Source organism: Rudaeicoccus suwonensis, from assembly GCF_007829035.1.
Lineage (GTDB): Bacteria > Actinomycetota > Actinomycetes > Actinomycetales > Dermatophilaceae > Rudaeicoccus > Rudaeicoccus suwonensis.
Genome location: NZ_VIVQ01000001.1, coordinates 812912 through 832064 on the forward strand (window position 1 = coordinate 812912; position 19153 = coordinate 832064).

The 19153-nt window shown below is 64.0% G+C and carries 21 protein-coding genes; 17 read left to right on the forward strand and 4 right to left on the reverse strand.

Translation table 11 applies throughout. The annotated features are described in order from the left end of the window. Nucleotides 1-86: 86 nt before the first annotated feature. The gene (locus BKA23_RS03740) at nt 87-509 is read right to left on the reverse strand and encodes a hypothetical protein (protein ID WP_145225600.1); all 423 of its coding nucleotides are present in this window, start codon (nt 507-509) and stop codon (nt 87-89) included. Between the two features lie 273 nt (nt 510-782). Continuing rightward, nucleotides 783-1268 carry a hypothetical protein gene (locus BKA23_RS03745; protein WP_145225602.1) on the reverse strand — a complete coding sequence of 162 codons (486 nt, stop codon included), beginning with the start codon at nt 1266-1268 and terminating at the stop codon, nt 783-785. A 113-nt stretch (nt 1269-1381) separates the two neighbouring features. Here BKA23_RS03745 and BKA23_RS03750 point away from each other — a divergent pair, with 113 nt between their 5' ends. Continuing rightward, nucleotides 1382-2266, forward strand: coding sequence for a bifunctional methylenetetrahydrofolate dehydrogenase/methenyltetrahydrofolate cyclohydrolase (locus BKA23_RS03750; RefSeq protein WP_145225604.1), 885 nt, complete (start codon nt 1382-1384; stop codon nt 2264-2266). Next, nucleotides 2263-2532 (forward strand): DUF3017 domain-containing protein, encoded by a 270-nt coding sequence (locus BKA23_RS03755; protein ID WP_145225606.1) that lies wholly within the window; start codon nt 2263-2265, stop codon nt 2530-2532. Before BKA23_RS03750 ends, BKA23_RS03755 begins: the two co-directional genes overlap by 4 nt. Before the next feature lie 116 nt (nt 2533-2648). Here BKA23_RS03755 and BKA23_RS03760 read toward each other — a convergent pair whose 3' ends face one another. Both BKA23_RS03760 and BKA23_RS03765 read right to left on the reverse strand, forming a co-directional pair. Next, nucleotides 2649-3629 (reverse strand): malate dehydrogenase, encoded by a 981-nt coding sequence (locus BKA23_RS03760; RefSeq protein ID WP_145225608.1) that lies wholly within the window; start codon nt 3627-3629, stop codon nt 2649-2651. Nucleotides 3630-4001: 372 nt separating this feature from the next. Continuing rightward, nucleotides 4002-4511: a GAF domain-containing protein gene (locus BKA23_RS03765; protein WP_246104594.1), complete on the reverse strand. Its 510-nt coding sequence runs from the start codon at nt 4509-4511 to the stop codon at nt 4002-4004. A 95-nt stretch (nt 4512-4606) separates the two neighbouring features. On the opposite strand from BKA23_RS03765, the gene BKA23_RS03770 reads away from it, so the two are divergent. The 15 genes from BKA23_RS03770 to BKA23_RS03835 all read left to right on the forward strand — a co-directional run bounded on the left by BKA23_RS03770 (nt 4607) and on the right by BKA23_RS03835 (nt 19152). Next, nucleotides 4607-5788: a PIG-L deacetylase family protein gene (locus BKA23_RS03770; RefSeq protein WP_145225612.1), complete on the forward strand. Its 1182-nt coding sequence runs from the start codon at nt 4607-4609 to the stop codon at nt 5786-5788. Continuing rightward, the gene (locus BKA23_RS03775) at nt 5788-6798 is read left to right on the forward strand and encodes an ATP-grasp domain-containing protein (RefSeq protein WP_145225614.1); all 1011 of its coding nucleotides are present in this window, start codon (nt 5788-5790) and stop codon (nt 6796-6798) included. The genes BKA23_RS03770 and BKA23_RS03775 overlap by 1 nt, the downstream gene beginning before the upstream one ends. Next, nucleotides 6795-7517, forward strand: coding sequence for a PHP domain-containing protein (locus tag BKA23_RS03780; RefSeq protein ID WP_281287527.1), 723 nt, complete (start codon nt 6795-6797; stop codon nt 7515-7517). The genes BKA23_RS03775 and BKA23_RS03780 overlap by 4 nt, the downstream gene beginning before the upstream one ends. Then, the gene (locus BKA23_RS03785; RefSeq protein ID WP_145225618.1) at nt 7510-9027 is read left to right on the forward strand and encodes a glycosyltransferase family 2 protein; all 1518 of its coding nucleotides are present in this window, start codon (nt 7510-7512) and stop codon (nt 9025-9027) included. Before BKA23_RS03780 ends, BKA23_RS03785 begins: the two co-directional genes overlap by 8 nt. Beyond that, entirely contained in the window at nt 9024-9170 is a 147-nt protein-coding gene (locus BKA23_RS17580; protein WP_170226358.1) for a hypothetical protein, read from the forward strand. Before BKA23_RS03785 ends, BKA23_RS17580 begins: the two co-directional genes overlap by 4 nt. Before the next feature lie 47 nt (nt 9171-9217). Continuing rightward, entirely contained in the window at nt 9218-10903 is a 1686-nt protein-coding gene (locus BKA23_RS03790; RefSeq protein ID WP_145225620.1) for a hypothetical protein, read from the forward strand. 316 nt (nt 10904-11219) lie between these two features. Further along, nucleotides 11220-12449, forward strand: coding sequence for an NADP-dependent isocitrate dehydrogenase (locus tag BKA23_RS03795; RefSeq protein WP_145225622.1), 1230 nt, complete (start codon nt 11220-11222; stop codon nt 12447-12449). 29 nt (nt 12450-12478) lie between these two features. After that, nucleotides 12479-13384, forward strand: coding sequence for a nucleotidyltransferase family protein (locus BKA23_RS03800; protein ID WP_145225624.1), 906 nt, complete (start codon nt 12479-12481; stop codon nt 13382-13384). A 1-nt stretch (nt 13385) separates the two neighbouring features. Continuing rightward, nucleotides 13386-13658: a PqqD family protein gene (locus tag BKA23_RS03805; protein ID WP_145225626.1), complete on the forward strand. Its 273-nt coding sequence runs from the start codon at nt 13386-13388 to the stop codon at nt 13656-13658. Nucleotides 13659-13746: 88 nt separating this feature from the next. Beyond that, complete coding sequence (locus tag BKA23_RS03810) at nt 13747-14970, forward strand: O-antigen ligase family protein (protein WP_170226359.1); 1224 nt, start codon at nt 13747-13749, stop codon at nt 14968-14970. Further along, nucleotides 14967-15512, forward strand: coding sequence for an acyltransferase (locus BKA23_RS03815; RefSeq protein WP_211841584.1), 546 nt, complete (start codon nt 14967-14969; stop codon nt 15510-15512). Before BKA23_RS03810 ends, BKA23_RS03815 begins: the two co-directional genes overlap by 4 nt. Then, a complete protein-coding gene (locus BKA23_RS03820; protein WP_145225630.1) occupies nt 15509-16516 on the forward strand; it encodes a CgeB family protein in 1008 nt (335 codons plus the stop codon). The genes BKA23_RS03815 and BKA23_RS03820 overlap by 4 nt, the downstream gene beginning before the upstream one ends. Continuing rightward, nucleotides 16516-17463 (forward strand): glycosyltransferase family 2 protein, encoded by a 948-nt coding sequence (locus tag BKA23_RS03825; RefSeq protein WP_145225632.1) that lies wholly within the window; start codon nt 16516-16518, stop codon nt 17461-17463. Before BKA23_RS03820 ends, BKA23_RS03825 begins: the two co-directional genes overlap by 1 nt. Further along, the gene (locus tag BKA23_RS03830) at nt 17456-18289 is read left to right on the forward strand and encodes a glycosyltransferase family protein (protein WP_145225634.1); all 834 of its coding nucleotides are present in this window, start codon (nt 17456-17458) and stop codon (nt 18287-18289) included. The genes BKA23_RS03825 and BKA23_RS03830 overlap by 8 nt, the downstream gene beginning before the upstream one ends. A gap of 14 nt (nt 18290-18303) precedes the next feature. Further along, a complete protein-coding gene (locus BKA23_RS03835) occupies nt 18304-19152 on the forward strand; it encodes an alpha-1,2-fucosyltransferase (protein WP_170226360.1) in 849 nt (282 codons plus the stop codon). Nucleotide 19153: the final 1 nt, after the last annotated feature.

Here is a 19153-nt window from a genome sequence, read left to right on the forward strand (position 1 = left end):
CGTGCCCGTGACCTGGCTGGTGCGAAGAGATGGAGTGTGGAAGTGCGTCGTCGCCCGGCGCTCACGCCCAGACCGTGTCGAGTCGGTCAGCATTTGCCGAGGGCCGTGAAGGTGTAGGTGTAGGTCGCACCGGAGCCGGCGATCGTCGCTGCCGTCCGGGCGAGGAGCGAGGCGTACAGCGTTACGGTTGCGGTCACGCAAACGCCGCTCGCGAGAGGTGCATTCAGGCTGAGTTGGCCGCTGCCACTTGCTGTGACCAGACCGCTGTTGCTGATGGTGCCGACCGCGAAGTCGTCGGTCGTGATGACCGGTGTTGCGGTCAAAGCGGCGTTAGCGTACGAAAACGTAAAGGCGGTGGATTGGGCCAAGCCGATTGCCCCGGCACACACCTTGAACAGCAAGCTGCTGGGCGTGAGGGCACTGCCGTTGCTGCACGTTGTTACACTGATTGTCGGCGTCGCAGTCGGCGAGACGGTGGCAGCGAGGGCCGGCGCACCGATGGCGATCATCGGCACGCTCCAAGCGGCGCCCTTGGCGAGAGTGCGGCGTGACGGCCGCTGCGACGCGGTGGCCATGGTAGGGAGATTACCTGCGAAGGCCGCTTTTCGACACGTGCGCAGCTGATCACTTCGCGATGCCGATCGGTCTCCACGGAACGGATCCGTCCGCGAGTGGCGTGTTGCCGTGTCAACCGAGATGTCGGGCGCCACTGTGTCGTCCGACGTGTGCAGCCGGGCACCACGATCTGCACAATGCGGCTGTCTGCCCCCCGCGGGCCGATGTCAGCAGGAGGTGCCGTGGAACGTGTAGGTGGTGGAAGCCCCCTCGCCGGCCAGCGTCGCGGTCGTCGTCGCGAACAACGCTGAGGTGATGCTTGCCGTGAGCGTGACGCACTGACCTCCGGCGAGCGTGTTGATGAGTGTCAAGGCGCCTGAGCCGCTGGGGTTGAACGAGCCGTTGTTGCTCATCGAACCGCCCGAGAACGCACTGGTTGTGACCGTCGGCGTCGTGCCGACAGCGGTGCTCGAATAACTGAGCGTGAACACGGTGCCCGCGGGCAGGCCGTTGACTCCGGCGCATATCGAAAAGGTCACGGTGTTCGGACCCGTCAGCCCGGTATGCGGTGTGCATGCAGTCGTGATCCTCGGGACCAATCCGGGCGACACCGTCGCAGCCATCGCAGGACCGCCCAGCGCAATGATCGGCACGCTCCAAGCCGCACCCTTGGCGAGGGTGCGGCGCGAAGGCTGCCGGATCGTGCTTGACATGTGTTCAAGTCTACTGTCTTGGACGCTGTGACTGAACAGCTGTTCAATCTCTGGGACGGTCGTCCAATATCGACCTCAGCGGTGCCTGATCCGGGCGTGGCAGGATGGCCGCCGTGACAGCTACGGTGATGGACGGCAAGGCGACCCTGGCAGCGATCAAGGGCGAACTCGCGGAGCGGGTGGCTGCGCTCGCGGCGCGCGGGGTGACCCCCGGCCTCGGCACCGTTCTGGTCGGGGACGACCCCGGTTCGCATTGGTATGTCGGTGCCAAGCATCGCGATTGTGCCAGCATCGGCGTCACCTCCATCAGGCGTGACCTGCCGGCCACCGCGTCGCAGGCGCAGGTCGAGGAGGTCATCGACGAACTGAACGCTGATCCGAAATGCACCGGTTTCCTCGTGCAACAACCGACCGGTCTGGACGAATTCGCCCTGTTGTCAAGGGTTTCGCCGGACAAGGATGTCGACGGTCTGCACCCGGTGAACCTCGGCAAACTAGTGCTGGGGCAGTCCGGTCCGTTGCCCTGCACCCCGGTCGGTGCGCTGGAACTGCTGCGCAGGTACGCCGTGCCGGTCGACGGCGCCGAGATCGTCGTCATCGGGCGCGGCCTGACCGTCGGCAGGCCACTGGGGCTGTTGCTGACCCGCCGTAGCGAGAACGCCACGGTCACGCTGTGCCACACGGGCACACGCGACCTCGCGTCCCACACCAGGCGCGCCGACATCATCATCGCTGCGGCCGGCGTGCCCGGGCTGGTCACCGCCGACATGGTCCGACCCGGCGCCGCGGTGCTCGACGTCGGTGTGTCGCGGGTCGACGGCAAGATCGCCGGAGACATCGCACCGGATGTCGCCGGCGTCGCCGGCTTCCTCACACCGAACCCGGGAGGCGTCGGCCCGATGACGCGAGCAATGCTGCTGACGAATGTGGTCGAGGCGGCCGAGCGTCACGCCGATGCCGAGATGGCGCGGCAGGCCGGAGCCGGTCTCGACTCATGAGTCAGTTCCGGCTCGGTCCGCTGTGGTGGGCTGTGCTCGCAGCTGTTGCCACCGGGGTGCTGGTGACTTTCTGCGGCTCGGTGCGCGTTGGGGGCTTCCTGATCGCGGCGGCCATGGTGCTCGCGGCCATCGCTCGCCTCATGATGCACGAGGAAGCTCTCGGTGCCATCGCAGTCCGCTCGAAGGCCACCGACGCCGTCGTGCTGCTCGGGCTGGCCGCTGCGCTCGCAGTCATCTTCGCGAAGGTGAAGCTCGGCGGCAGTTGAGCGTCATACCAACGGGTGGATGCTAAGCGTCGTCCAACTCGGCCGGCAAGCAACAACGACAAGCGAAACCGGGACGTGACCCTGAGGCCACGTCCCGGTTTCGGTGTTGCTGAAGGTCAGATCAGGCCGAGTTCCTTGACCTGGTCGCGTTCGCCCTGCAGGCGGGCAGCCGACGCCATGATGCGCTCGCGGGAGAAGTCATTGAGCTCGATGCCCTGCACGATCTCGTAGGAGCCATTGCTCACGCGGCACGGGAACGAGGAGATGATGCCCTCGGGCACGCCGTACGAGCCGTCGGACGGCACCGACATCGACACGATCTCGTCCGAACCGAGCACCCAGTCGTGCATGTGGTCGATGGTTGCGCTCGCAGCGGAGGCCGCCGAGGAGGCGCCGCGTGCCTTGATGATGGCGCCACCGCGACCGGCGACCTTGGGGATGTACTCGTCCTTGATCCAGGCCTCGTCGACCAGGTCGGCCGCAACCTTGCCGCCGACGGTCGTGTTGTAGAGGTCGGGGTACATCGAGTCGTCGTGGTTGCCCCAGATGGCCAGGCCCTTGATCTCCTCGACCGAGACTGCGAGCTTCTTGGCCAGTTGGCCCTTCGCGCGGTTGTGGTCGAGGCGGGTGAGGGCGTTGAAGCGCTCGCGCGGGATGTCGGGGGCGTTGGTCATCGCGATCAACGCGTTGGTGTTGGCCGGGTTGCCGGTGACCAGGATCTTCACGTCGTCGGCGGCTGACTTGTTCAGCGCGGCGCCCTGACCGGTGAAGATCTTTCCGTTGGCGGCGAGCAGGTCGGCGCGGTCCATGCCGTCCTTGCGGGGCATGGCGCCGACGAGCAGGGCGGCATTGACGCCGTCGAAGATCGTCTCGGCGTCGTCACCGGTCTCGATGCCGGCGAGCAGCGGGAAGGCGCAGTCGTCGAGTTCCATCACGACACCCTCGAGCGCCTTCAGCGCGGGGGTGACCTCGAGCAGCCGCAGCTCGACCGGGGTGTCCGGGCCGAGCAGAGCTCCGCTGGCGATGCGGAACAGCAGGCTGTAACCAATGTTGCCGGCGGCGCCGGTGACGGCGACCTTGACTGGCGTTGTGCTCACAGTGAATACCCCTTAGGGCGCGAAGATTTGCTTACCACATGGACGCTAGCAGCGGTGGGATCCGCCCTTCCTGGCGGGTAAGTGCGCGATTGGGGCGGCGATGACGCATGGGGCGACAACCCGCTGAACGAAGCCGCCGTCGCAGCCGTGGCGAGTGCGGGCAGGCCGAAACCTCGTCCGGTCGGACGATCCGGTGCGCGATGGTGTCCAAGACCGCGGTCGACTGGCGGATGACTCGACACCGTGCGAGGGGTGATCTGGTCCCCGGACCCTTCCGCGGACGGATGGCATCGCGGTCCCGCCCGGCGTCGCGCTGACGGTCATCACCAAGGCAGCATCCCCTGCGTGACCGGAGCCGGGCGATGGTTCAGGTCAACTGCCAATCAGCACCACGAGGCGGAGCAATTCCTTTTCAACCTCGTCGGCGTGCCTCTGCAGAAGCTCCAGGTCCGACGACGTCCAGGCTCGGGGCCGACTCTGAATAGCACATAACACCCCGACGATCATTCCCTGAACCACCAGCGGGGCGCCGATGTATGCGCCCAGAAATCCGCGTTCCACCACGGGTAGGCTGGAGACTCGGGCGTCCGAGCGAGCGTCCGGTATTACTTGCGGCAGCTGTGTTCGAAGCACGTTCGTACAGGCGGTGTTCTCCAACGGAACACGCATGGTGTGCTCAGTTCGCGTGACGATCTTCCCGCACGAAGCGGCCGAGACTTGTTCGTCGGCCATCATGGAGACTTGAACCGCATCGGCTCCAAGCTCTTCCAAAACTGCTGCGACTATCGTGTGGAGGCGATTTTCTTCATCAGCGGATAGTGCAACCGTGGCAAGCTCGGCAGCGAGGTGTGCACGTGGAGAGGATTTCCAAGGGCCAGTCATCACGTCCTATTGCTACTCGTCTGCGATGGTGCGGATGTTGTAGCGTGCTTCCGGTACGGGTATATCGTTGATGAACAACCGATAGGCAACGTTGAATGCCACACGATGATGTCACACTACCAGCCGGCGATGCCGCCGGTTTGATGCCGGAATCAGGGGATTTTTCCGATCACGTACGACTGATGCGCAAGGCGCCGCCCGAAGTGGCGGTTCTCGTGGGAACGGGAGCCTGTGAATCCGTTGTGGCCGCTCTGGATTCTTTAGGTATCACACATGTTGTGACGTCGGTCGACGACGCCCATCGCGCCATCGCAGAGGCTGGTCCGTTCACGTTCATGATTCTGGGAACGGATGCTTTCCAAGATGACCGCGGAGTGGAGGAAGTGCGTGGTTGGCATCGATTCGCACCTGCGGCTCGTCTGAAATTGGTGGTTTCCGGCAGCCTCAGCGACGCATCCTTGCTTGTGCGGGCCATGCGCGTCGGCGTCAATGACGTGCTGAACGCCGATGAGCCGGCTGCGGTCGAAATTTCCCTGCGTGGTGGGTGGGAGCGATCTCGATTGACTCGTGAGCGGGTGCTTGCGATCGGGTCGCATCCGGATGACATTGAGATCGGTTGTGGGGGCACGTTGCTCGACCATCGCCGACGTGGTGACAGCATTTCGCTGCTGACACTGAGCCGGGGAGCGCTCGGTGGAAATGAGGGCGCTCGGATCGACGAAGCGTGCACCACTGCCGCAGTGATTGGTGGACAACTGTTCCTGGGAGACCTGCCGGATGCACGGATTGACGCTGGACTCTCCACCATCCGTCTGATCGAGGCAGTCGTGGCACACGTCGACCCGACAGTGGTGTACGTGCATTCTCCGCACGACAGTCATCAAGATCATCGTGCCGTCAGCGTTGCGGCTCGGTCAGCGACTCGGACTGTTCGCCGTGTCTTCGGTTATCAATCGCCATCTGCAACGAACGAATTCAACCCGACGCAGTTCGTCAATATCGACTCTGTCATCACCCGAAAGGTTGAGTTGCTCAAGATGTTTCATTCACAGGACGGCCGGACTTATCTTGAGCCAGAACTCGTCGTCGCCGGCGCTCGTTACTGGGCTCGACATTTGGGGGCGACTGCCCGATATGCGGAGCCGTTTGAGTTGGTACGTTCGGTCGGTGAACTACGGCATGTTGCGTCGGCGCCGGCATACATCTCGAACTCGGTGATCGGTGCCACGGACGGCAGTGATCGCGTCGGCTCTGATCTGACCGGGGGCTTCTCCTGATGGCTGTCGATGCCCAGGGGAACCTTGGCACAGTCTTGGTGACTGGAGCCGGCGGTGCGGCCGCTGTCACTGTTTTGCGAAGCTTGACCGGATCGGCGACCCTGGTGGCAGCTGACATCGATCCCGTGGCCGTAGGCCTTTACTTGGTGCCGAGAGAGCGTCGCGCTCTTTTGCCTCGAGGAGATGACGATGAATTCATAGATGCACTGCTGGCCGTCGCCATCCAGCAGTGCGCGGACCTCGTGATTCCCACGGTGGACAGTGAATTGCGCAAGGTCTCTGCAGCGCGTGATCGTTTTGCCGCAGCGGGCATCGACATACTTGTTGAGTCTGTGGCGACGCTTGATATGTGTCTCGACAAATTTGCTTTGATGCAGGCATGTTCAGCGGCGAGCGTCCGGGTGCCGGCCACGGTTCTGCTCGAGAAAGGTATGGCCCCCGATGCATTAGAGCCTCTGGGCGCGCCCTTCATCATCAAGCCACGAAGCGGAGCTGGGGGACGCGGCTTCGAAATTCTGCGTGATGCGACCGAACTGAAGCGCGTCCCGCACGACGGAACGATGCTGGCTCAGGCTCTGTTGCCGGGTGACGAATACTCGATAGACGTCCTAGCTCACCCGGACGGGGGTGTGATCGCGGCGGTGCCGCGTCGTCGAGACAAGGTCGACTCTGGTATCGCTGTTGCAGGGCGGACAGTGGCAGATGACGCACTCGAAGACTTCGGCCGTCAGGTCGCAGACGTCATCGGTGCTCGCGGCGTGGTCAACGTGCAGGCGAAGCTCGACAACTCCGGCACGCCAGCTTTGCTGGAGGTGAATTCCCGCTTTCCGGGCACGATGGCTCTCACTCAGGCGGCCGGCATCGATATGCCGTTACTGGCCGTCCGGGCAGCGCGCGGAGAGAACCTGCCGCGCCACATGCACTTCAAAGAGGTGGCGGTCGTGCGGTACTGGGAGGACATCGTGGTACCCATCGACGAGTATGCACAGATCGGTCGCGGGCGGACATGACCGGGGAAACTGTCGATCGAGGCAGCGACCTACATACCCACTCTGCCTTGACAGACGGTGCTGATACTCCCGAAGCGATGGCAGATGCGGCCATCGCTGCTGGTCTGCATACCTGGGGGCTTTCGGATCATGTGCGCGCAGAAAGTGACTGGCTGATCGACTACGTCCTCCGGGTGCGAGGTCTCAGGAGAGAGGGTCTCATCGTCAAGTGCGGCGTCGAGGCCAAGATTCTCGACGCCTCCGGGACACTGGACCTGCCTGCCGACCTTCCGGACCTGGACTATCTGCTCATAGCCGACCACCAGTTTCCGGGAGTTGACGGTCCAGTGCATCCCAGCACCGTCGCTGAGTGGATCGCTCGTGGCGTGACGTCCGCCGAAACCGTCGTCGACACCTTGGTCGACGCACTCTGCCGCGCGATAGCCGGTGCGCCATTCCGCCCCATCGTGGCGCATCCATTCAGCGTTCTGCCGAAAATGGGTCTGAGCGAGCGCCACGTGAGCCCTGACCACGTGACTGCGCTGGGTTCGGCCTGCTTGAGCTCTGAGGCCGCAGTCGAGATCAACGAGAAATGGCGCTGTCCGAGTGCCTCGATCGTGGGCCCGCTGGAGTCTGCAGGCGTGCTCCTGACGTCCGGTAGTGACGCTCATCAGGTCTCCGACGTAGGTACGCGCAGCTATCTGGATCTGCTGCTTTCGCATCACAACTCCCATGGCTAGCGTGCTCGATCGTCTTGCGGATCTCGGGCTGTGGGTTCTTAGCATCTTCGTGCTTCTGGGCGCGCTGCCGAACGTCGTGGCGATTGTTCAGGTCCTTCTTGCTTCATTGCACCGCTTTCGGGACCACTACGGCGATGACGACGTCGACGTCGATGACTTGCCGCGCGTTGCGGTGTTGGTACCAGCATGGAACGAGTCAGCCGTTTTGCGTTTCAGTATCGACCGGATGATGACGATGGACTATCCGGCGGACCGGCTCCAACTTGCGGTGGTTGATGATGCCAGCACCGACGAAACGGTCGAACTGATGACTGACAAGGTCGCGCAATACCCCGGACGCGTCCTGCACCTGCGTCGCGAACAAGGGGGGCAAGGAAAGGCGCACACGCTCAATCACGGTCTTCGTGTGGTGCTGTCCGATGACTGGGCACAAGCCATCCTCATCACCGATGCAGACGTTGTCTTCGAGCCGACGGCGGTACGTCGTATGACTCGTCATCTGCACGATGAGAATGTCGGCGCGGTCACTGCTTTCATCAAGGAAGCGAGCGATCCACCCGATTGGATGAATCGATACATCGGATACGAATACGCTGCAGCACAAGCTGTCGGGCGTCGAGCTCAGAATGTTGTGCGGGCTCAGGCCTGCCTCGCGGGTGGCGCTCAGCTGCACAGTCGGCGCAACTTGGAGGACCTGGGTGGGCAGATCGACACCTCAACTCTTGCCGAGGACACCGTCACGACACTGCTGACCCAGCTGGCCGGGCGCAAAGTCATCTTCGATGGCAACGCCCATTGCCTTGCCGAAGAGCCTGGCGGCATCGTTGCCCTCTGGAAGCAACGCCTCAGGTGGGGGCGCGGGAACCTACAAGTTGCGAGGCGATTCAGTCACGTCTTCTTTCGTCCGTCGAGAATGCACCGACTGGGGCGGCCCTGGTTCGGACTCAATTGGTGGTGCACACTCCTGCTCCCGGCCTTCATGGTTTTGTCGTCGATCGCGCTGGTTGTCCTGTGGTGGTGCGGTGGTAATCGTGCCCATTTGTTGTTCAATCTGCTATGGATCACCAATTCGCTCGGCTTTGTCCTGACGACATCGTTTACTCTCCTTATCGACAGCGGTGTGGCGCGCCGCAGCTGGCGACAGGCACTGGCTTTTCCTGGGTTGATCAGCCTGACCGTCATGATGTGGGTTCTTGCGCCGCGGCCCATGCACCACGTAATACGTTGGTCCTGTCAGTGGCTCGGCCTCGGGTGGAGTCCGCTGACGCGTTCTCTCTTGGCACTGGCGGCCTATACCTGGGTCTGCGGTTGCATGGTGTTCGCCTGGCTCCTCTACAGACTGGACAAGGCATTTGGATTGGGCCGTGCTGGTGGAGTTTTGCTCTTTGTCGTGGGTTACGGACCACTCCTGTGCAGTATCACATTTGCTTCGTACGTAGCTCAAGCGCGCGGGGCAGCTACAACCTGGGATAAGACCGAGAAGACTGGAAAACTAGGTGTTTTACGATGACCAAGATGAATTCTCCTCAGCAAAATGGTGATGAAGAGTTGATCGCTGACCGGCGCTCGGAACGCCGAATTTTGTATAAGGGCCTGGTCGCGATCGCTGTGGTGGCAATCGTCGTGCTCGTCCGTCAGTGGTGGTTGCGGTGACCTTGCGCCGCATACGGAGGCGGACCCTACTAGGCGGTGCGGGAGGGTTGGCAGTTGCCGGTGAATCACTCATCGCTGTCCCATTCGCAGGCGCTTCATCGGGTGCCGAGAAATCGCCCGAGGCAGAAGCGGCGTGGGTGTGGGTGCAGAGCCAGCGAGGCAGCGCAGCCATCGACGCCGTGGGCACGATCACACCGGACACGAGTTACCCGCTGGACTGGACCGGCGCGGTTTCGGGAACCTTCAGCAGTAGTGGAGGTTATCCGGAGGAGGTGAATCCTGCGTCGATCGTGGTCGACTCACCCGCGACTGTTTCCGCGTCGTACGACGGCGTGGTCGTCGGTCATATCACACTTCAGCCGACGCCCGGGCGTTGGATCGTGCAGGTGTATCGCGACACCGGCACCGGCCTTGTCCAAGTTCCATTGCAGACTCTGGTTGATCCCACGGGCCAATTTCGCGTCGATCTGAGTAGTATTTCATCCCCACCCGCTGGTACGTGGGCTTTAGGACTGTTGGATGCTCAAAACAGCTATGCCCCGTCCGGCGTACCGTGGCCAGCCGAGCCAGTTTTCTCCGGTTGGGAGGTCGAGCTCTTCGTAGTGACCGATACGGCCTATTTCATAGCGCGACAAGCCGCTCGCGCGGATGGCACTTTCGCGTTCGCGGCGAGTGCGCCGGGATCGAAGCTGTTCCAACTGGTTTCAAGCGATGGCACCGTGCTCGCTCAGTGGGTTGCGGATACGGGATTAATCCGCAGCTATGCGGGCCAAGAAGTCACTTACACCTATGACCAGGCTATTGCAGTGGTGACAGCCTTGCGGCTCGGCACAGCTTCCGCGGATCTGGTGACCGGTCTGATGGCGATGCAGCTGGCCGACGGCGGCTTCGTCAACTCAGCGGATTGGCGTAATCCCTGGGCCGGAGTACAGGTGCAGCGCTCAGGGGTGTCGGCGATCGCGACGTACGCACTGCTTCTGTGGTTGGAAGTGGTCGGAACCGCTGGTTCGTTGGCGGAGCAGGTGATGGTGGCTGCTCAGCAAGGAATCAACTGGCTGCTGGCACAGCAACGTAGCGACGGTCTCATCGGTGCCGGAGTGGGTGACTTCAATGAGGACGGCTCCGTCGATGTAACTGCGTCGCCGACCTGGGTTTCCACCGAGCACAACGTGGATGGGTGGCAAGCGTTGCGACTGGCCGAAAGTGTGCTGGGCTCTCAGGAAGCCGCGAGCGCGGCTGCAACCATCGCTTCCGCGGCCGTCGCGTTGCTGTGGGATGGAAGTCGGATGCGGCAAGGGCTCGACCCCAGCGGTGAGCCGGATGACACCGACACTCTGGACGTAGCCTCTTGGGGTTCAATCTTCCTGCGTCAGACCGGCCAAGCAACACTTGCGGATGAAGCACTCGCCCATGCGAGTTCTTTTGCGGCATCGGTTGGTGACCTGGCTGGTTATCGCGCATATTATCCTCAGCCGGCGTTTCCCGACGCCCCTGCCAACGTGTGGTCGGAAGGATCTGCGGGTGTCGTTCTAGCTCGTTTTGTGGCGGGTGACTCCGGCGCCGCACTTACCGATCTGCAGAATCTCAGTGCTCTGCAGGACGGCAGTGGCGGATTTCCTTATGCGCTCGTGGACGACACGGCGACAAGTATGACGACAGCACTGTCCACGTGCGCCTCCTGTTGGTTCATTCTTGCCACACTTGCCCAGAACGGTCCGTCCATCTGGGACTGACAAAAGATGGCAACGGCCCAGAGGTCGGGTGGTTGTGTGCGTGGCATCGCGAAAACTCCGGCACAACTCGACATGCCCTCGTGCCTGATAACAAGCAGCCTCGGCTGTTCACGGCAAACGTGATCGCAGCGCCCATCCCACCGTGCGGGCCACCCGTCGCTGGGACACCATTCCCAGGCGTTGATGGATGACCCGACCGCACAGCCCCCAGTGCCCGATGGGGGCGGCACGCGCGGGCAGGGATAGCCTGGGTCGGCGCGCCACCGCGCGTCGAAACACCGCGAATACCCGCAATTGCAAGGAGCCGCAACAGGTCATGGAGAAGATCAAGGTCAAGAACCCAGTCGTCGAACTCGACGGCGACGAGATGACCCGCATCATCTGGCAGTTCATCAAGGACCGGTTGATCCACCCCTACCTGGACATCGACCTGAAGTACTACGACCTGGGCATCGAGAACCGCGATGCGACCGACGACCAGGTCACCATCGACTCCGCGAACGCGATCAAGGAGTACGGCGTCGGCGTCAAGTGCGCGACGATCACCCCCGACGAGGCGCGCGTCGAGGAGTTCGGCCTGAAAGAGATGTGGCGCAGTCCGAACGGCACGATCCGCAACATCATCGGCGGCGTCATCTTCCGCGAGCCGATCATCATCTCCAACGTCCCGCGTCTGGTGCCGGGCTGGACCAAGCCGATCATCATCGGCCGCCACGCCCACGGCGACCAGTACAAAGCCCAGAACTTCAAGGTTCCCGGCGCCGGCACCGTCACGATCTCCTACAAGCCCGCCGACGGCGGCGAGGAGCAGACCTACGAGGTCGCCGAGTATGGCGATGACGGCGGCGTCGCGATGGGTATGTTCAACTTCAACAAGTCCATCGAGGACTTCGCCCGGGCCTCCCTGAACTACGCCCTGCAGCGCAAGGTGCCCTGCTACCTGTCGACCAAGAACACGATCCTGAAGGCCTACGACGGTCAGTTCAAGGACATCTTCCAGCGCATCTTCGACGAGGAGTTCAAGGCCGACTTCGATGCGGCGGGTATCACCTACGAGCACCGGCTCATCGACGACATGGTCGCCTCCGCGCTGAAATGGGAGGGTGGCTATGTCTGGGCGTGCAAGAACTATGACGGTGACGTGCAGTCCGACACGGTCGCGCAGGGCTTCGGCTCGCTCGGCCTGATGACCTCGGTGCTGATGACGCCGGACGGCAAGACCGTCGAGGCCGAGGCAGCACACGGTACGGTGACCCGCCACTACCGTCAGCACCAGCAGGGCAAGGCCACCTCGACCAACCCGATCGCCTCGATCTTCGCGTGGACGCGTGGCCTGGCCCACCGCGGCAAGCTCGACGGCACTCCTGAGGTCACGCAGTTCGCCGAGACCCTCGAGCGCGTCTGCATCGAGACCGTCGAGAGCGGCCAGATGACCAAGGATCTCGCGCTCCTCGTCGGCCCCGACCAGGCGTTCCTCAGCACCGAGGAATTCCTCGCCGCGATCGACGGCAATCTGCAGAAGGCGATGGAACTGCACCACGGCTGACCCGGTCCTCGACCTTCGAGAGCCACACCATGGATCGTGATCGCAGCGCTGACACGCGAGAGATCCCGGTCGATGTGCGCGTGCAACTGGTCCACGGATATGCGCAACTCCTTGCGAGTGCGTCATCCGTGGACCTGTTGCATCTGAAGGGAGCCGCCGCCGACCCGACACTGCGGCCGCGGACAGCCGTCGAGGGCACGCCTGTCCGGGTGAGCTTCGACGTCGACCTGCTCGTCCGGCCCGGTCACGTCGACCGGCTCCTGGCGGTGCTGCTCGATCATGAGTGGGAGGTTGTCTCGGGATTCGAGGCGGGTTCGGCGTTCGGCCACGCCACGACGTTGCGGCATACCTATCTGGGATACATCGACCTGCATCGCAGCTGGCCCGGCTTCGGGATGGACGCCGACCGAGTCTTCGACCGGTTGTGGGCGCATCGCAGCACAGTGTCGATCGCGCATGTGCGCTGCACGGTGCCGTCGCTCGAGCACCAGCGGCTGATCCTGATGCTGCACGCGGGTCGTAGCGGCGGTCTGCGGCATCCGGACGCGCAGTTCCTGTGGGTCGAGGCCACCGACGACGACCGCGTCGCGATGCGCGGTCATGCCGCGGAGTTCGACGCACAGGTCGCGCTCGCCGCCGCCACCGGCGAGCTCGAGGACTATCGCGACGATCCGCAGTATCAGTTGTGGCGGCATTTTTCGGAGGAATCGCAGAGCCGGCTGGACGAGTGGGTCGGTAGGTGGCGTGCGGCGCGCAGCGTCTCCGACCGGGTGCGCGTCGTCAAGGGGTTCCTGATCGTCAACCCGGATCTGTTGCGCGATCAGGTCGGCCCGAAGCCGAGCGCCGGTGATTACGCGCGCGCATACGCCGGCCGGCTGGGCGCCGCCGTCACCGACCTTCGTCGACTCGTCGCCGCCCTGGTGCGGAGGCGGTGACATGACCTGGCAGCGGCCGCGCGACGTGGCCTGGGTCGATCAGGCGACGTCCAATGCGATCGCGGGCTTCGCGCTGACGCCCGGCTCAGGCCGGATCACCTGTATGTCGGGCAGTGGTCTGCTGATCTGGGAATCCGCGGTGGAAGCGACCTCCGCAGCACAGATTGCGCAGCGGATCGCGGACGTCACCGGCGAGCGAGCGTCCGACATCGAGCACGACATCGCGGCGTTCGTCGACCAACTGGTGGATGCCGGGCTGCTGGAATGGGTCTGAACCAGCTGCCACGTCTAGGGTGTGGCAGCATCACGTTGTTCATCTGCCGGGGAGCCTCACCGATGCGAAACGACATCGCCTGATGGTGATGACCAGGCGACCTGTTGTCGCGTCGCGATGGGTGTTGCACGAGCGTCGGGAGCGACCGCGCCGGGTGCACCAGTGGGCGGCATACCGCTCGACGATCGTGCTGTTGGATGCCGTGCTCGGGGCGGGACTGTTGTTCAACAACTACACCGTGTCGGGGCCGTTGACCGGTGGCATCGTGCTGGGTCTGCTCGTGATTGCGGTGGGTTCTTGCCGCCGGCCGAAGGTTCGGGTCGAGTGGGGCAGCCTGATGGTGATCGTGACGGTGGCGTTGTATGCGTTTCTGATCATCGAGTCGCGACACAACGACATGCCGTGGACCCAGCGGATCGCCAAGTTTGTGATCCTGCTCGGTGTCGCGATCGTGGTGGCGCAGCGTCGGGTGGACTACCGCTCGATGATCCTGGGCGCGTGTGTCGCGATCGTGGTGAATGTGCCGTTGTTCTATGCGGGTCTTGCGACGAACCAGTACCCGCCATACCTGACGGGCTTTTTCGGCGACAAGAACGTCGCGGGCATGTACTACGCGCTGCTCGGGCTCTTGGCGCTGCTGGCGTTGCCGCGTAAATGGCACGTTCCTTGGCTGGTGTTCTCGTTGTGGGCGCTCTATCTGACGGGGTCGCGCACCTCGATCGCCGCGTTCTTGATGGCGGTGGCGTGGTACTACCTGCGGACCAAAGTGAGTATGACGTTCCGGTTCGCGCTCATCGCGATCGCGTTCTGGTTCCTGATCTACGTCGAGGACAACTGGGCCCAGAACAGCGTGTACTCCGACCGCGCCGGTGACGACCAGTTCCGTGTGGCGATCGAGGCCGCGACAGCGCAGAAGGTCAACGGCACACCGTGGTTCGGCCTGGGCCTGAACCAGGGTTTTGTGTTGTTGGGCGGGGTGCGGCGGGTGTTCTTCCATGATTCCTACGACCAGGCATTCGTGGAGGGTGGATATCCGTTCCTGTGGTGGAGCCTGCTGGCGTTCGTGGTCCTGGGCCTCGGTGTGGCCAGTTCCCGCATGGATGTGCCGTTCCGGCTGCTGGTGGCTGAGGCGGGCATCGTCGTCATCCTCATCACCGCCTGGAAGCTGGGTGAGGTCTTCATGACCACCGGAGCCTTCTTCGTGCTGGGCATCGCGATCACCGAACGCTTCGGGCGGCCGATCGCTGATCCGTGGTTCGGCAGAGCCGGTCGGGGTAAACACGCCTGGGGGGACCTGGTGATGCGGCGATGAACCTGGCGCGGTTGGCTGTCGAGAAACGCGCCGGTCTGCGCTACCGCCTCGCGCAGTCCGGAATGCCGTTGATGCGTAAGGCTTTCGGGCACATCGGCCGCGGCACTGTCGTCGTCGCGCCGCTGATGCTCGCCGGTGTCGACCGCATCACCATCGGTGACGACGTGATCATCCGGGACGGTGCCTGGCTGGCGACCGAAGGACCGTCCGCTGCGCTGGCGATCGGGTCACACACCTACATCGGGCACCGGGTGCACCTGCACTCCATCGATCCGGTGTCGATCGGCACTCGTTGCGTGATCGCCGACAACGTGATGGTGTCCTCCACCGACCACGGCCGGTCCGACCGGCACGCCGTCCAGGGCACGGGTGCGGTCGTGATCGGGGACGACGTCTTCCTCGGTCAGAACGTCGTGGTGCTGGGCGGCGTGCGCATCGGTGACGGTGCGACGGTCGCCGCGGGTGCCGTGGTGGTCAAGGACGTGCCGGCCGGGGCGGTGGTCGGTGGGGTGCCGGCGAAGGTGCTGGGCGGCTGGTCGTGACCCGGTTGTTGGTGATCACGCCGGGTTTCCATGGGTACGGTGAGTCGATCGCAGATGCCTTCCGTCGCTTGGATCACGAGGTGACGGTGCATCGTTATGACGCGGTGCCGTCGACGGCGATAAAGGTGTGGAACAAGGCGCGGTACGAGACAGTCGCGCGGGTGCGGGGCACCGACAACCACCTGTCGACGCAGCGGGCGACGCGCGGGGCGGTGCAGGCGGTGCGGGGGATGCGCCCTGACGTGGTGCTGGTGATCCGTGGTGATCTCTTCGACCCCGAGTTCTGGCAGGTCGCCGCGGCAGGCGGCCGTCCCACGATCGTCTGGCTGTATGACGAGATCCGGCGCACACCACGGTTCGATGTGGGTGTTGTCGCGCAACATGCACGGCTGGTGAGTTACAGTCCGCACGATTCACAGGAGTTGTCCGCGCAGGGGTTTGAAACGACATACGTGCCAACGGCTTTCGATGATCTGCGGCCGGTGGCGCAGCACTCCGGCGCAGAAGGGGTCGTCAGCTTCGTCGGTGCACCGTTGCCGGGCCGCGTCGCGGCGTTGCGGGCGTTGATGGATGCAGGAGTGCCGGTGCGGGCGTGGGGGCGGGGCTGGTCGGATCATCCGGTGGATCGGGCCCGCACGTGGCGGGTGCGGTCGCGGGGCATCCCGAACCATCGAGACGTGCCGGGTGATGTGAGTCTGTCGATCATGCGGGATTCGGTGTCGACTCTGAACGTGCACGGTGACCAGGACGGTTTCACGATGCGCACGTTCGAGTCGTGCGCGGTCGGTGGTGTGCAGCTGATCGATCGGCCAGATGTCTCGGAGTTCTACGAACCAGGCAGCGAGGTGCTGGTCTTCACCAGCGACGACGAGTTGATCGACCACGCGCGGCACGTCTTGGCGCGACCGGGGGATTTCGACGACCTGCGCCGGCGGGCCCGTGATCGGACGTTCGCGCAGCACACGTTCGTGCACCGCGCGCGGGCTCTGGAGCGGTTGTGGTGATGAAATCGACTGACATCACTGGGCTTTCGGTCGTGATTCCGCACTATGGCGACCCGGTTCCGACTGCCGCGCTGATCGAGCAGTTGCGGCAACACTCCTCGCCGGTGCCGGTTCAGATCGTCGTCAGCGACGACGCCTCGCCGCAGGCGTTTCCGGCAGGGGAGGGTTATCAGGTGGTGCGTCGTGCCACGAACGGTGGCTTCGGCGCCGCGGTCAACGCCGGTGTCACGGTGGCATTTCATGACGCCCTGCTGGTGCTCAACAGCGACGTGTCGCTGCCCCCGACTGCCTTGGACGACCTCGTGCAGGGCGCGCAGCCGTGGTGGCCGGCAGTGGTGTCGACGAAGGTGCACCAGGGCAGCGGCGAATTGTGTGTGCCACGGTTGTGGCCCAAGGCGTCGCACCACGTGCTGGAGTGGTCTGAGCCGTTGGCGCGATTCCACGGCCAGGACTGGGTCGAACGTGCGATGGGCAATGACGTCGCCGGCTGGCATGCGCAGGTGCCGGTGGTCACCGACTGGGCGATCGGTGTGTGCCTTTTGATCCCGACGCAGGACTTCCGCGCGATCGGCGGCTTCGACGAGCGCTTCTTCATGAACTGCGAGGAGGCCGACCTGCAGTGGCGGCTCAAGCGAGAGCGAGGGCTGCCGGTGGTGGTGCTGGCTCAGCCGGTCCTCGACCATGTCGGCGGTGGATCCTCCGATCCGGTCAAGCGGGGCGGATGGGTCACCGATGCGCGCTTCCGGTACCACGAGAAGTGGCACGGAGGTGCCGGTTTGCGATGGGGGCTGGAGGCAGCGACCGCGGTCAATCTCGGGTGGAATGCCGCGCGTAGCGTGGCGGGTCGGTCGCCGCGGCCACGGGAGAACCACCGCCGGCAGCGGGCGCTGATCGCGCACGCGTGGCGCACCCGTGGCGGCACTCCGAGCGGAGGACCCGATGCGTGACCCGTCCCGGCTGTGCGTCACCAGCGGCGGCGACGAGGTGCGCTACCGCTCGTACGTCAACCACACCGTCTTCGCGCGGGAGCACGGCTTCACCCATCACATCGGCATCGGCCTGGCACCCGGCATACAGACGGTCTACTACTACAAGTTCGAGCTGATCCGAGAGATCCTGCCCCACTTCGAATGGGTGCTGTATGTCGATGACGACGTCTACATCACCGACGTCGCCTCGCGCAGCATCGAGGAGCTGGTCGACCAAGCCGAGGCCGACGACCGGTTTCTCGTCGTGGCTGACGGGCCGGTGGAACTCGACGGGACGTGGACCAGGCTCAACTCCGGTGTGATGTTGCTGCGCAACGACCCGCGCACGTTCGCCTTCCTCGACGCCGCGCAAGACCGCGACCTGGCCGACATCGAAGCCGACTGGGACCCGGCGACCGAAGGGCTGTACACCCACGGCGACCAGGACGCGATCTGGCGCGTGATCCGCGACGACCCGGCGGTCGAAGCCGAGGTGGCCATCGTCGATCACCGCCTGCTCAACTCCCGAGAGCACTACTACGACACCGCCCTCACCGACGCCTTCGCGGTTCACTTCTGCGGACCGGGCGACAAGCCGATGCGTGTCGCATGCTTCGGCAGACGCTTCGGCCTGGGCCAGGAACTGGTGTCCACCGACCTTCTGGAGCGCTACTCGGTGCGGCGGCGCCAGACGATGTCCGATGCCGAGATCGCAGCACGCAGAGGCGCATTGGTGCTCAAGGCCGGCAGCAAACGGGTGCGCCGCAAGGTCGCCTTCGTGCGCGAGACCGGCCGCTGGAAATGAGCAAGAGTCTGTCGATGACGTCGCTGCGCAACTTCAGCGGCTACCAACTGACCCGAGCGCTCGACCTGCTGCGGCGTCACAGCCGGCGTGCAGTTTCGATGCCACCGGCTGACGGCATCGGCGTCGGCAACATGTTCTCGTTCTGGTTGTGGGCTCATCACGGGCGAGCCACCGGCCACGACTGGTGGGTCCGGCGCACCGATGCGATGAACCCGTGGGTGGAGGTCTTTCCCGACATACAGCCCCTGCTGATCGAGCCGGAGGATCTGCGGATCCTCGACCGACGTGATCCCCACTGGTATCAGGACTTCGACCGGTTCCCGGTCGAACACCTTCGCAGCTTCGTGCGCGAGCGACTGCTCACCTCGCCGGTGCTCGCTCTCACACCCGACGGTCCGGCCACGACTGTCACCGTCAATGTGCGCCGAGGCGACTACTACTCCGATCCGGTCCTTCGCCGTCAGTACGGTTTCGACATCGCAGGCTTCGTCGCCACCGCGATCGAGGGTTCAGCAGCGCAGCACCCGATCAGCGAGATCGCTGTGGTGTCCGACGATCCGGGTTGGTGCCGGGACAACCTGGGATTCCTCGCCGACCACGGCACCCTGCACTTCCAGGCCGACGACGACGGACCGGTCGACAACCTGCGGCAATTGGCATCCGCCCGTCGGCTGATCCTGGCCAATTCCAGCTTTTCCTACTGGGCGGCATACATGAGCAACGGTCTGTATGGCGACAACCACGCGCTCGTCTGGGCACCTGAATTCCACCGCCGAGACATCAATGACAGTAAGGCTTTTCAGCTTGACCCAACCTGGTCCATCGTGCGTGACGTGCCTGGCGGGTGGGGCTCGGGGATCTGAC